This window comes from Chitinophaga pollutisoli, assembly GCF_038396755.1.
Lineage (GTDB): Bacteria > Bacteroidota > Bacteroidia > Chitinophagales > Chitinophagaceae > Chitinophaga > Chitinophaga pollutisoli.
Genome location: NZ_CP149822.1, coordinates 897,825 through 910,426, shown reverse-complemented (window position 1 = coordinate 910,426; position 12,602 = coordinate 897,825). Strand labels below are relative to the sequence as shown.

At 56.8% G+C, this 12,602-nt stretch carries 13 protein-coding genes; 6 read left to right on the top strand and 7 right to left on the bottom strand.

Annotation, left to right across the window (positions count from 1 at the left end):
* Window positions 1-67 precede the first annotated feature (67 nt).
* The 5 genes from WJU16_RS03940 to WJU16_RS03920 are packed head-to-tail and all read left to right on the top strand — an operon-like array spanning window position 68 to window position 2,607.
* A complete protein-coding gene (locus tag WJU16_RS03940) occupies window positions 68-367 on the top strand; it encodes a GNAT family N-acetyltransferase (RefSeq protein WP_341837023.1) in 300 nt (99 codons plus the stop codon).
* A gap of 22 nt (window positions 368-389) precedes the next feature.
* Window positions 390-761, top strand: coding sequence for a hypothetical protein (locus tag WJU16_RS03935; protein WP_341837022.1), 372 nt, complete (start codon window positions 390-392; stop codon window positions 759-761).
* Between the two features lie 11 nt (window positions 762-772).
* Entirely contained in the window at window positions 773-1,003 is a 231-nt protein-coding gene (locus tag WJU16_RS03930; protein WP_341837021.1) for a (4Fe-4S)-binding protein, read from the top strand.
* A gap of 12 nt (window positions 1,004-1,015) precedes the next feature.
* Window positions 1,016-1,888: a pirin family protein gene (locus tag WJU16_RS03925; protein WP_341837020.1), complete on the top strand. Its 873-nt coding sequence runs from the start codon at window positions 1,016-1,018 to the stop codon at window positions 1,886-1,888.
* Between the two features lie 11 nt (window positions 1,889-1,899).
* Window positions 1,900-2,607, top strand: coding sequence for a DNA alkylation repair protein (locus tag WJU16_RS03920; protein WP_341837019.1), 708 nt, complete (start codon window positions 1,900-1,902; stop codon window positions 2,605-2,607).
* A gap of 117 nt (window positions 2,608-2,724) precedes the next feature.
* On the opposite strand, the gene WJU16_RS03915 is transcribed toward WJU16_RS03920, so the two are convergent.
* The 7 genes from WJU16_RS03915 to map all read right to left on the bottom strand — a co-directional run bounded on the left by WJU16_RS03915 (window position 2,725) and on the right by map (window position 11,713).
* Window positions 2,725-4,044, bottom strand: a complete 1,320-nt coding sequence (locus WJU16_RS03915) for a hypothetical protein (protein ID WP_341837018.1) — start codon at window positions 4,042-4,044, stop codon at window positions 2,725-2,727.
* 11 nt (window positions 4,045-4,055) lie between these two features.
* Window positions 4,056-6,122: a hypothetical protein gene (locus WJU16_RS03910; RefSeq protein ID WP_341837017.1), complete on the bottom strand. Its 2,067-nt coding sequence runs from the start codon at window positions 6,120-6,122 to the stop codon at window positions 4,056-4,058.
* Window positions 6,123-6,303: 181 nt separating this feature from the next.
* Window positions 6,304-7,173: an aldose 1-epimerase family protein gene (locus WJU16_RS03905; protein WP_341837016.1), complete on the bottom strand. Its 870-nt coding sequence runs from the start codon at window positions 7,171-7,173 to the stop codon at window positions 6,304-6,306.
* Window positions 7,174-7,182: 9 nt separating this feature from the next.
* Complete coding sequence (locus WJU16_RS03900; protein WP_341837015.1) at window positions 7,183-8,361, bottom strand: heparan-alpha-glucosaminide N-acetyltransferase domain-containing protein; 1,179 nt, start codon at window positions 8,359-8,361, stop codon at window positions 7,183-7,185.
* An 81-nt stretch (window positions 8,362-8,442) separates the two neighbouring features.
* The gene (locus WJU16_RS03895) at window positions 8,443-9,198 is read right to left on the bottom strand and encodes a discoidin domain-containing protein (RefSeq protein WP_404980336.1); all 756 of its coding nucleotides are present in this window, start codon (window positions 9,196-9,198) and stop codon (window positions 8,443-8,445) included.
* Entirely contained in the window at window positions 9,129-10,616 is a 1,488-nt protein-coding gene (locus tag WJU16_RS03890) for a polysaccharide lyase 6 family protein (RefSeq protein WP_341837013.1), read from the bottom strand. The genes WJU16_RS03895 and WJU16_RS03890 overlap by 70 nt, the downstream gene beginning before the upstream one ends.
* A 332-nt stretch (window positions 10,617-10,948) precedes the next feature.
* Window positions 10,949-11,713 (bottom strand): type I methionyl aminopeptidase, encoded by a 765-nt coding sequence (gene map / locus WJU16_RS03885; protein WP_341837012.1) that lies wholly within the window; start codon window positions 11,711-11,713, stop codon window positions 10,949-10,951.
* A gap of 111 nt (window positions 11,714-11,824) precedes the next feature.
* On the opposite strand from map, the gene pepE reads away from it, so the two are divergent.
* The gene (gene pepE / locus WJU16_RS03880) at window positions 11,825-12,529 is read left to right on the top strand and encodes a dipeptidase PepE (RefSeq protein WP_341837011.1); all 705 of its coding nucleotides are present in this window, start codon (window positions 11,825-11,827) and stop codon (window positions 12,527-12,529) included.
* Window positions 12,530-12,602 lie beyond the last annotated feature (73 nt).

Below are 12,602 nucleotides of genomic sequence, written 5' to 3'. Positions count from 1 at the left end.
TAGCCATCCGTGTCTGGCTATTTTTCCCGCACCTGTCTTTATTCGTTTACCACCCAAATCCGAACACATGGAAGCAAAACTGCTCGAGATCAAGGAGAATGTAAATGCCAAACAGTTCGAAACGCGGGTCGACGGGCACCTGGCTAAAATCGAGTACATGGAAGGCGGCAACCGCATCTTCCTGACCCATACCGAAGTGGCGCCCGAGCTCGAAGGCAAAGGCATCGCCGCCGCACTGGTGGAGCGCGTTTTGGCCATCATCGAAGAACGCGGCCAGAAGATGGTGCCCCTCTGCCCGTATGTGGCCACCTTCATCCGGAAAAACCCGGAGTGGAAAAAGCTCCTGGCACATGGTATCAATGTCTGAACACACAATTAATCTTTGAAATATGCCCTTGACTAACTACGACAAACTCCATCACCAACACCAGGAATGGAAGAAAGATCTGCTGCTGAACGAAAAAGAAATCAAATCCCTGCGCGACGAGCTCGGCGAACTGGCCAGCGGTCAGATCGGGAACGATAACGCCGCCAAAGTGGAGCATTTCCAGAATGCCCTCATCCGCCAGAAGGAAGTAGTGAACGACCTCCTGCAACAGGTGATCAGGGGCGACAAAATGATGTCTGAAGCCGAGGGCGACGATGCGCAGCTCCAGATGCTGCACAACAAGCTGCAGGATGATATGGACACCTTCGACCGCCTGTTCATCGCACTGCGCGAAGATTTCAAATCCTTCAAGCGGCAATTGCGCGAATCCTAAATCGTTTTGTTATGGACATGAAACATGAATATACCAATGGCGAGGTAACGGTTGTCTGGCAACCACGCATCTGCCGCCATACGGGTATCTGCGCGCGCGGCCTGCCTTCGGTGTTCCAGCCGAAAGAAAGGCCCTGGATCAAAATCGACGGCGCCGATACCGCCGCCATCGTTTTACAGGTGAAAGCATGCCCTTCCGGCGCCCTGACCTATTACATGAATGCAGATAAACTGCCCGAATAGCCCCATCTCATCATGCAGCAATACCGCAGTGTGCAACATGTGTTGTACGCAGACCAGAAAGATATGGGCGATATGCCCGTCAGGCAGCCGTTTCCTTCCGTTCATGCCGACCGGATCGATCCATTCCTGCTCCTTCATCACATCGACGTGCGCGTTCCCGACTACCTCCCGCCGCGCCAGGCGGGCGTGGGGCCGCACCCGCACCGGGGCTTTTCGCCGGTGACGTTTATTTTCAAAGGCGGCGTCCATCACCGCGACAGCCGGGGGAACAACTCGGTGGTCCGCGCAGGCGGCACGCAATGGATGCATGCGGGTATGGGCATCGTGCACAGCGAGCGCCCGCCCGACGATATCCACGAAACCGGCGGCGAGCAGGAAATGATACAGATATGGGTGAATTCCCCCGCCAACCGCAAAATGGCGCAACCGTCCTACTTTCCTTTACATGCTTCGGATACGCCGGCGGTGAAGAGCGAAGACGGGCTGGTGAACATTTCCGTGGTCGCCGGTGAATTGCTCGGTGTGAAAGGGCCTGTACCCACCCTTACGCCGGTCAATACATTCACCGCGCATTTCCGCAAAGGCGGGCATTTCTACATTCCATTGCCTGAAACCCATCATGCCTTCGTGTACCTGCTCGACGGCGAGGTGAAAATCACCGGGGCCAGCGTCTACACCGGGTATCATTGCCTGGTTTTCCGGGAAGACGGGAAGGGGATTGGCATTACCGCCGAGGAAGATACCCGCCTGTTCATCGCTTCGGGCGAGCCGATCGGGGAGAAGATCGCGGCGAACGGGCCGTTTGTCATGAACACCGAAACGGAGGTGCTCGAAGCCATGCGTGATTATCAAATGGGGAAAATGGGAATATTGATAGAAGATTAAAATCCTCCGTCATGACACTCGCCGAAACCATGGCGGCCATCGCTGCCGCCGGTACCGCTCAAACGAAGAAGACGCTCATGAACCACGGCGCCCGGGAACCCATTACCGGCGTGAAAGTCTCCGACCTGAAGGTGATCCTTAAACAAATCCGCAAAGACCAGGCGCTCGCCCTGGCGCTTTACGATACAGGCCATTACGACGCGCAATACCTCGCCGGCCTCGCCGCCAACGGCGCCCTCATGACCGCCGCGGCGCTCCGCAAATGGGCCGAAACGCCTAATGCCCTCGCCATCAGCGAATACTCCGTGGCCTGGGTAGCCGCCGAACATCCGGATGCCTGGCACATTGCGCTGGAATGGATCGATGATCCTTCGCCGGCTGTTGCCGTCAGCGGATGGGCCACGCTCGCGGGGCTCCTGTCCCTGCTGCCCGACGAACGGATCGACGTGCCCAAAGTGCTGCAATTGCTCAAGCGCATTGAGAAAGAAATCCATGGGATGCACGACCGCGTGCGGTATGTAATGAATGGTTTCGTTATCAGTGCGGGAACTTATGTGGATGCCGCGCACGATGCCGCGGTGGCGGCTGCACGCAAGATCGGCGTGGTGAAGGTGGATATGGGGGATACGGCCTGCAAGGTGCCCGCGGCGGAAGCTTACATCGCCGCGTCGCGCGGGCGGCCGGGCGGAGCGAAGAAAAAGAAGACGCTGAAATGTTGATACCCGGCATTCAATCTGAAAGCCACATACGTTTTAATTAAAAAAACAGACAGCCCGTCATAGTGGCTGTCTGTTTTTTGTTATGTAAGGATCCGGATGGATGCGTAAGTCCTGTCATTACTTCTGTAACCACACTTCATAAATCGTACTGCTCGCATTCGTAGGGTTGAAGCCGTTGCTCTGGGGGGCTGTGGCTTCGATCCCGCCATACATCCAGCCGATGAGGGTATTTCCGGAAGGCAGTTTTGCGTAATCGATCACATCTTCCGTTTTAGACATGACGGCAATTTTCGGGTGGATGATAAAAGCCGCGTTGCCGCCGATGTAACCCGGCAGCGTACTGTTCTTCTGCGGGTATTCTTTGATGGTGTTATATGTTCTCACAAGCGTGGAAACGCGGTTGAACCAGGGCATGAAGTTGGACGCATTGCCCGGAATCTCGTTGCCGTTCTCGTCGATCGTCCAGTCGGTGATGCCGCCGATAAATGACACATACGCTTCGCTGGTCGCGGAATTGAACGCGGAGACCGACGCGCAGTCGTAGAGGCAATACCGTTGTTTGAAGCTGGTATCGATCGAAGCCAGTGTATTGAAACCCATGTCCTCGAAATATACCGGGTTCACGAATGGCCCGCCCTGGTTGTTGAACACCCCGCCGAACACGCCCACGCCAACGTTCCGGTTGGCGGGCATCACCATCTTTACCGATGGATAATCGCGGCGGTGAAACTGGTTGGCGCCGTTATACTGCAAGGGCGTGGTAATAACCTGGTAATTGGAAATAACGGGCGCGCCATTGAGCGTGCTGAGCGTGAATCGCGCAATCTGCTCGGTATATTTTCCGGTAACCCCGCCCGAATATTTCCCGTTGTAATTCTGCCCCATCACGAGATGGAACCAGTTGTTGAGCTTGGTGAAATATCCGCCGGTTACGGCCATGCGGCTGTCTTGCGTGGTTTTGATGGAATTGTCCGTGGCATAACCGTTCTGCACAGCGGCAATGGTTTTATCCACGTAGATGGCCGTTATCTGTGGGAAGGTCTGGTAACAGCTGTCGCCGGGGCAACCGGCTCCGTAGCCGCCGATGCAATACAGGATGTTGCCGTCCTGGTAAAAGGCCATGTTGGTGGAACTGAGCTGGTATTGCAGCGCGGCGGGGATATTCCCTTTCCAGGATCTGTTGTTGACGGGGTCTATCACCCAGATGTTTTGGTTGGAGTTGGAAGTTGGGAAGGTGGACCCGGAGCCGGAAGTGCCGTGGAATCCGTTGGTTCTGCCGCCTACCAGCAGCCAAAGCCCGTTTTGTACGGCGATAGCGTAGGATTGCAGTGCGGGCGCGGGCTGGGAAGCCGCTTTTTGCAGCGTGATGGTATATGGCGCCTGTGCGGCGGCAAAGAGGCCGGTGCATAGCAGCAGGCCGGAGATCAGGTATTTCATGGATGAATTTTTTAGGGATTGATGATTTTGAGACAAAACGCGGTGAGCAATTTGCGCCGGGATTCCGACAGGTCGCGGGTGCGGGGCATGGCCACAGCCGTATTCCAGGCGGGCAGGCTGATCCGGTCGAGCAGCGCGCGGGCCATAACGGGGTCTTGCCAGATGGAAGGATCGTTCAGCTTCACCACCCTGCTCATGGCTGGGTACAGCAGGTAATAATTGCGCAGCACCTTTTCGTACACCACATCGAAAGTCAGCAGATCGTTACCGGTGGGTTGCGGCGAAGAAGGGTCTTTGTAATACCGGGAAAAGTCCTCGTTGTTGGGCAGTACCCGCACATTAATGATGGAGCCCGTCAGCGGGTTGAACTGCCCGTAATTGGCAGGCGGGGGACTGTCGTGCGGGGTGCAGGTGATGAGCACATTCCCGTTGTTGTATACCGGCAGCGTTATGGGATCGCCGAGGTTGTAGCCGTGCATCAGCAGCGTGGCCGGACCGGTAGCCTGATTGGGCGTGGTATCGTAATACCAGAGATCGAACGTATAGCCGCCGTTATTGGTCATCGGCTGGCCGTCTTTATATCCTGTAAAGGATATTGGCACAGTGTCCACCCCGTAATCGCGGAAACGGTTGGTGGTGGCGAGGGGTGTGGAGGTATCCTGCTCCGCGTACACGCCGGATGTTTCCGAAAAGAGGAATAACGGCTTCTCGATATGGATGGCCTGATTGATGCCCTGACTGCCACCGCAGTAGAGGTAAAATTTGTAACCGTCGTTCAGCGCGGCGTCGATAAAGGCATTCCAGGTGAAATCGAAGATCCAGCCGTTGGCGTCATTGGTGGCCATATCCATGTAATTGATCTGGCCGATGGGGAGCGCCGCATCGAGGCCCTGCGTAGGATCGAAGGCCACGGCGAGGGTGATGGTGCCGAGGTTGTATTTGGGATCGTTGCCTGTAACCAGCGGGTCGTAGTCCGGCGCGCCCTGGTAGAGGTCGGGGAGCACCGGCGACAGATCGATCGATATTTGCCGGTTTTGTTTGTTGTACTGAAGGATGACCGGCGGGAGGCTCATGGTGGAACTGCCCATGGTATTGCCTTTCCAGCCCGTTGGGAAAGGGAAGGGGACAGGCTCCAGGTAGCGGCCGGTGGTTTGGGAAATGGCGTCGCCCTGGAACCAGGGGGCGATGGTGCCCTGCAGTTCCAGGAAGTCGGGGTTGATGCCCTGCGTGGCATAGAGCTGCAGCATCTCGTTGATCCACTGCTGCGGGTTGTATTTGAATACATTGATTTTTTGCAGCGGTCGGTAGATGGTATAGCGGCACACGATGCCGGCGAGCGGACGGCCGTCCGGAGACGCCGAAGGCATGCCCTGGAGGATGCTTTGCCCTTGCAATACGTTCAGCGGCAGCACGCACTGGAACATGGCCGCCGCGCCGTTGGGGCCGGTCAATGCGCCATTACGGGTGAAGTTGATCCAGCGGGTCATGGCTTTGGAGGGTTTGCCGGAGAACACCACGTTGTCGCCCGACATGAGGCTGAGGGCGTCGGTGAAAACCTGTGTGTTGGTAGGGTCTTCGGGGTTGATGTCGATTACCATGCCCGTGCTGCGCCCATTAGGCCCAGGCCGGTTGAGGTAGGATAGCTGGCTCGATCTGATGGTGCTCATGAGCGACGAAGGGATGACGTTTCCTGGGTCGTTCACGCCTGTAACGTTTACGTTGATCATGTCAAGGCCCATATCGCCGTAATAATTCCATTCGCCGGGGATGATGGTGGAATTGGCCGTGTTTTCCACGACGGCGGGCTTGCCTTCGAAACGCCTGGGGGAGGATTTGACCGCCGAGGGCGCTGGCGGATTGTAGACGGACAGGGGCGTGACGGCCCATTTGACCCAGGTATCGTCGTCCATTCCATACAGCATGGGCTGTACATTGGCGGAGTCTGCAAGCCGGACGGGCATCCCGTTATAGGGGCCGCCGGCAAACTGCTCACCGGAATAGTCGTCGTTGTTGGCGGTGCCTACGTTGATGGAAACCAGGCCTTTGAAATTGATCCGGGGGTAATCGAAAATAGACATTGGGTTACAGGTAAATTTGATTAACAATGCATTAACGAATCAAATTAAGGAAAATGTGTTGGGTTAAAATGTTAATACATGTTATAACGCCTTTGAACAAACGAATGGGTTTCAGGGGGAAAACAGGTATTTCCGCCGGGGAGGGCCCCCGGCGGAAATGTTAATGGCTACGTTTGATTGCTTAGAAAAAAATAGCGGACCACTCCCGCTGGAAGATTCCTTCGGGCGCCAGTTCGATAATGCCTTCCTTCTCCCGCAATTCCCCGCTGGCGTTCACGGCGTCCGCGATCCCGCACCAGGGCTCAATGCAAACGAAGTTCGCATCCTTCGCCGCCCAGATCCCCATATACGGGAACCCCGGAAAGCGGAGCTCAAGCCCATGGGGCGTTTTTCCGCTGCGAACGGAAATGGAATTGGAGGCGAGGTGCTTGAAAACCAGGGCGTCTTTATAAAACAATTCCTTTGTCAGCGGCAGCTCCTGCGTATTGTCGAAAAACGCCACGGGCTCTTCCTGAATTTGCCCTTCCGGCGAAAGGGGCCATAAACCGGCGTTTTCTGTGTTGTTGAAATATAAATGGTAATCGGAATATTCCGTCCCCTCCGCCAGCGGTACCCTGAAAGCTGGATGCGCGCCGACAGAAAAATACATGGAACGGTCGCCCGTGTTCTGCACCGTGTACTTTACCGACAGCGTAGCGTCGCGCACCTCATACCGGATGCCCAGCGTAAACGGGAACGGATAACGCTGCAAGGTTTCCGCGTCATCCGTCAAAACGAAAGTCGCCGAGTTGGGCGTTTGCTCCGCCAGCTCAAATTCCCTGTCGCGCGCGAAGCCATGGCGCCCCAGTTCATATGTCTTCCCTTCAAACCGGTATTGGTTGTTTTTCAGTCCGCCCACGATGGGAAACAGGACCGGGCTCTTCTTTCCCCAAAAGGCGGCGTCGCCGCTCCAGAGGTATTCGAGTTGGTTATCTTTCCGTTGGATGCCCTGCAGCTCAGCGCCTTTAGGACTGATCTGCACGGCCAGTATTTCATTCGCTATGGTTATCATACTACAAATTTACAGTTTCAACCGGATTCCCCTTCTGCTGATCCATCCCGTTATCTGTACGATAATCAGTGCAAAGGCCAGCGATTTCAGCAAGCCGGCGCCGCCGCCCAGCGGGAACATCATCGGGATCGACAGCATTCCCATCAACGCATAGGCGTAATACGGCAGGAGGTAACACAGCAGCGTGTCGGTGCCCGCCGGCCGGATAACGCGGAATACATCTGCCTTTCCCAGCAAATCGGCGATCCAGTACACCAGCGCAAACACCGCGATCGTAATGCCACTGCAAATGAATACCCAGCTGGGCGTTACCATCACTTTCGAAATCCCCCAGTACGGCCGTGTAAGGATTCCCGCGGCCACGAGCCCCGCTGCTATCAATGTTAACCATCCAATAACGGAAACGGAGCGTGTTCCGGCCGAGAAACGCCGGAAAATCATGGACGTGATGGCGCCTCCCAGCACCAGGGCCGCCAATCCGCCATCACCCACCGGGCCGAGCCAGGCGCGCAGCCAATGCCCGCCGGGAATAAGCCCCCCATGCGCCGCGATATTCAATGCCATGCACACCGCCCAGGCTCCCAGCAACACCGCAAATTTGCCCTGCCCGAGGATATACGCCACCGAAGCCACGAGATACGACCAGCCGATCAGCCCCAGGATGCCCCACCAGTGTTTGGAGAATCCCTGGGAGCCGTCGCCGCCCCGGCATACATACACCAGCAACAGCAACCCGGCGATGCCCAGCGCTTTGAGCACATATTTCCTGACATTCGGCCAGTTTTCAGGGTATTGATTCCAGATGAGGATAAACGACGTGCAGGCGATCACGTTCCACACCCCGCGCGAAAGCCCCGTGGCGCTTTCGTTCAGGTTTTCGCCGTTCACCAGCACCACGCCCATCACAAGCAGCGCAACCCCCCGCTCGAGCGCATGCCGCAGCAGCGCCCAGGTATTATCTCCCTTCCGGATGCGGTTGGCCACGGCATAAGGCAGGCTCATGCCTACGATGAAGAGGAACGCGGGAAAAACGGTGTCCGCCAGGCCCATCCCGTCTTCCTGCGGCTGCGTATGCCCCAGCCAGCCGGGAATGTCATGGAGGGTCCAGAGGTCGTTGACGAAGATCATGAGCGTCATCGTGAGTGCGCGCGTGATATCGATAGAAGCGATTCTTTGCGTGAGGGTCATGGGAAGGGGGAATTTGAGTCAAGATAAAAAACGGGGCCGGTATTTTCACCGTGCCCCGCTTGATTTGTTGTAACCCGTTGACTATCGCGCCACTACCAGCCTGACCTGCTTTTCCATCCTTCCCGCTTTCATTCGGAGGATGTACACGCCCGCGGGCTGGGGCGATTGCGGCCAGCGAAGGGTATGCTCGCCCGCGTCCTGCCGGGCGTTGAGGATGTTTTGCGTTTGCCCGTTCATGTTAAATACCGAAATCTGCACCTGCGCCGCTTCCGGGAGTGTGTACCTTATCGTGGAAGCGCCGGCGGTTACAGGATTCGGATACACTTGCAACCCTGCCTCCGCAGTTTTCTCCTCCGGCAGCTTCCGGGCCATCAGCACGAGGGGCGTACTTTCTCCGAACACGCGCAATTCCGCGATACTGGCCCAGGTGCCGGTATAATCCGCAGCGCCGGTTACCGTGATGCGGACATACCTTGCCGCTACCGGACCGAAGTTGTCCGTTATGGGCGATGCCGCGGAACCACCCTTGGTATTGGCCGAACGGTTCACGATCTGCGTGAAACTGCCGCCGGATGTGGTTTTGGATTGGAGGGTGAACTGGTAGGCCCTGTCGTTCAGGCACACCACTTCCGTTTTTGAAATGTCGTAAACGGCGCCAAGATCGACTTCGAGCCACTGCGGATAAACACTGGCTGACCAGCGGGTGTTCACATCCCCGTCTACCGCATCCGCTGCCGGATTCTCGGGCTGGGGCGCGCTGCTGGCCGTTACTGTTTTTGGAGTGCGAGATTCGCCAGGGCGGGAGGGGCATCCGGATCGGGAGGGCCGCCCAGCCAGGCCGGGCCTACGTCCATCGAATCGAGTGGATGGTTCACTACGGCTCCGGAAGTGCGCTCATCCGCGCCAACGTCTTTCGAACTGCTGCGCGTTTGCCCGTCGATGTCCAGGGAAACATTCACGTCTGCCGGCAGGCCGGAGATATTGAGCAGCGAGCCCCATCCGCCAACACCGGCATCGATGGCGGGACTGGCAGCCCCGATCCGCCAGCTCCCGGCCGATTCCAACTGCGGATTGGCCATCGTAATGCCGCCGGGGTTGGTAATGCCGAGGGTGCCGGAAAAGATGTTGCCCATCCAGGTTTCGGAACCGGTGAGGTTATTGGCGACCAGCGACTGGTTCGCATCCACGGCGATATTATTGGCGACCACCACGCCCATTGGCGACAAAGGCCGCGACCCGTTGTTGAGATCGATGGCGCGCCCGCTGGTATATTCGCCGATGGTATTGTAAGCGATCACGCAACCGTTGATCTGCGGGTTGAAGCGTACTTCCCCCGAGGCGTAAGTCTGCCCTTTTTGCAGGATAATCACGGCATCGCCGGTGGAATTGGCCGCGTCTAGGCCGTAAAAGAAGTTGTTGATGATGTAATTCTGCGAACCGATCACGCGGACGCCGCCCGTTTTCGCTTTTCCTTCGCCGAGGAACCAATTGGCGTACAGGATGTTGCGGTCGCCGTGGCGGAAGCAGAATTGCCCCTCCGAACGCCGGAAAGTATTGTAGCGGTACAGGTTTTCGGCGCTTTTGTTGGAAATGATCTCGTTTTCGCCGTCGCATTCGCGGAACAGGTTGTATTGGAAGAGTGTCCGCGAGATGTTGTCCATCTGTCCGGAATACCCTACCCGCACCGTTTCGCCGCCATTAACGCCCAACGGCGGGCGTCGGGAAAAGTGGTTGTATTCCACTATGTGATAATCGGCCGTCTGATCCCGCACTTCTATCTGCAGCGTGGGGTCTACGGTGTTTTTGACTTCGAAATGGCAGTGATCGAGGCGGGCGCGGAGGCCATCGAGCACCATCCATTTGGAGCCGGAATTGAAGTTGATGATGGCGCACTGGGTGATGCGGTTGTAACTCCCGCGAATGGTGACCACGTTGCCGGTAACGGTGCCGTTGGTCCATTTGAAGCCATGCACCACGAGATACGCGCCGGTGACGTTGAGGGTGGAATTGCCGGTGAAGGTGACGCCTCCGGGTGTTTGGGCGCGCAGCTGGATGGGTGCGGCTTCGGTGCCGGAGGAACTGAACGTAATGGCGGCATTGTTCCAGGTGCCGTTTTGCAGGATGATGCGGTCGCCGGGCTGGGCGGCCGCGATGGCGCTGTTGAGCCCCGTCATATCAGACACGTTGCGGTCGATGGCCGAAGCGCCCGTCCATAGGATTTGCAGGCAAAGCAGCCATAGGTAACATTTTCGCATAAGTGGAATTTTGGGTGATGAAAAGAAAAAGGTCATGCAGACGGGAAGATGACGGAACGTTCAGGGCAGGTGCGAAACCGTATGCCGCAGGGATGTTTTCATAACGCGGTGAAATGTCTTCCGAATGTATGCAAACGTTTGCAAAGCGCCAGATGGTTTTTTGCCGGAATCAGATAGTTTTTTGATATGATCTGGGAAAACCGATTGTGTATTTTCAGCCGATGAATCTTCAACGCAATAAAAAAGGCGCCCCCGGCTTGAAGTGCCCCCAAAAGTGTCCAACTTTTTGGGGCAGTACAGGCCGGGGGCGCCTCACCAATATCTTCGTTTACTCAATTCCAGATGTCATTACCGGAAGTAAAAAGCACCGGAACGCCGTCGGTAACCATGAGAGTATGCTCGTGTTGCGCCACGAAGCTGCCGTCTTTGGTCTGCAACGTCCAGCCATCGCCATTCTCATACGCCCAGGTGGCCCGGGTGGAAATAAATGTTTCTATCGCTACCACACCATTCTTGCGGAATCTCGCGCGGTTGTACTTATCGTAATAATTGGCGATGGAATGCGGCTCTTCATGCAGGCTGCGGCCCACGCCGTGGCCGGTGAGGTTTTCGATCACGCGGTATCCTCTTTTCTTCGCCTCGAATTCTATCAGCCCGCCGATCTCCGCGATCTTCACGCCATCGCGGATGCTGTCGATCGCTTTGCGGAGAATCTCCCGGGAAGCGTCCACCAGCTTCTGATGGCCGTGAATGTCTTGCCCGAGCACGAACGAACCGCCGTTGTCCGCCCAAAAGCCGTCCAGTTCCGCGGAAACGTCTATGTTCAGCAGGTCGCCCTCTGTCATGATGCGTTTGTCGGATGGTATGCCATGGGCAATTTCGTTGTTGACGGAGATGCAGGTCCAGCCGGGGAACCCATAAGTGAGCTTCGGCGCGCTCTTCGCTCCGAAAGAGGCCAGTACGGCATTGCCGAACTCGTCCAGCTCACCGGTAGACATACCCGGGCGGGCATATTCCCGCATGGCTTTCAGGGTGAGGGCCACCGCTTCTCCGGCCGCCCGCATGCCTTGCATTTCCTGTTCGTTCGTTATTGACATGGGCTGATGTTTGCTGTTCCCTGCAATTTACGGAATCCTGCCCTTTATTGCGTAGGCAATACTGCCCATACGGGATTTTCCCGTTTGGCGCCGGAGTCGTATTTTCGGGATATGCGAAAGATCATTTTAGCCAGTACATCGACTTTGTTCGGACAGGAATACCTTGCTTACCTGGAGCCGGCCATCCGCGAATTGTTCGCCGGCATCCCGGAAATCGTATTTATCCCGTATGCCCGCCCCGGCGGCATTTCCCATGACGAATACACCGCCCGCGCCGCGGTGGCCTTTGGGAACTGGGGCATCAGGGTTAAAGGACTGCATACGTTCAAAGATCCTGAAGTGGCCATCCGCCATGCGGCGGGGTACTTTACCGGCGGCGGCAATACCTTTCTCCTCGTGAAGCAACTGCACGGGCAAAAGCTCATGGACCTGCTGGCCGCCGAAGTGGAAGGAGGGAAGCCTTACCTGGGCACGAGCGCCGGCAGCAATATCGGCGGCGTCAATATGCAAACCACCAATGATATGCCGATCGTGTACCCGTCCAGCTTCCAGACGATGAACCTGGTCCCCTTCAACCTCAATCCCCACTATCTCGACCCGTTCCCTGATTCCGGCCATATGGGCGAATCCCGGGAAACCCGCATCCGGGAGTTCCATACGCAGCAGCACGTTCCCGTGGTGGGCCTGCGCGAAGGCAGCTGGATAGAAGTGAAAGGTACGGAGATCGCCCTGCGCGGCCCCCTCAGCGCGAGGATCTTCAAAGCCGGCCACGAGCCTTACGAAATGGCGCCCGGCGGCAACCTGTCGCTCATCTGAGGCAAATACCGCCCGGCATTCCCATCAGCTGCCTATCCACCCGATGGCGCATTTCTTCCAGAATTTTCACCGT

Bases quoted from the DNA above. Each gene is read 5' to 3' on its own strand.
- WJU16_RS03900 (WP_341837015.1), bottom strand. From the start codon at position 8,361: ATGACCCTCACGCAAAGAATCGCTTCTATCGATATCACGCGCGCACTC.
- WJU16_RS03905 (WP_341837016.1), bottom strand. From the start codon at position 7,173: ATGATAACCATAGCGAATGAAATACTGGCCGTGCAGATCAGTCCTAAA.
- WJU16_RS03890 (WP_341837013.1), bottom strand. From the start codon at position 10,616: ATGCGAAAATGTTACCTATGGCTGCTTTGCCTGCAAATCCTATGGACG.
- pepE (WP_341837011.1), top strand. From the start codon at position 11,825: ATGCGAAAGATCATTTTAGCCAGTACATCGACTTTGTTCGGACAGGAA.
- WJU16_RS03915 (WP_341837018.1), bottom strand. From the start codon at position 4,044: ATGAAATACCTGATCTCCGGCCTGCTGCTATGCACCGGCCTCTTTGCC.
- WJU16_RS03940 (WP_341837023.1), top strand. From the start codon at position 68: ATGGAAGCAAAACTGCTCGAGATCAAGGAGAATGTAAATGCCAAACAG.
- map (WP_341837012.1), bottom strand. From the start codon at position 11,713: ATGTCAATAACGAACGAACAGGAAATGCAAGGCATGCGGGCGGCCGGA.
- WJU16_RS03935 (WP_341837022.1), top strand. From the start codon at position 390: ATGCCCTTGACTAACTACGACAAACTCCATCACCAACACCAGGAATGG.
- WJU16_RS03920 (WP_341837019.1), top strand. From the start codon at position 1,900: ATGACACTCGCCGAAACCATGGCGGCCATCGCTGCCGCCGGTACCGCT.
- WJU16_RS03910 (WP_341837017.1), bottom strand. From the start codon at position 6,122: ATGTCTATTTTCGATTACCCCCGGATCAATTTCAAAGGCCTGGTTTCC.
- WJU16_RS03930 (WP_341837021.1), top strand. From the start codon at position 773: ATGGACATGAAACATGAATATACCAATGGCGAGGTAACGGTTGTCTGG.
- WJU16_RS03925 (WP_341837020.1), top strand. From the start codon at position 1,016: ATGCAGCAATACCGCAGTGTGCAACATGTGTTGTACGCAGACCAGAAA.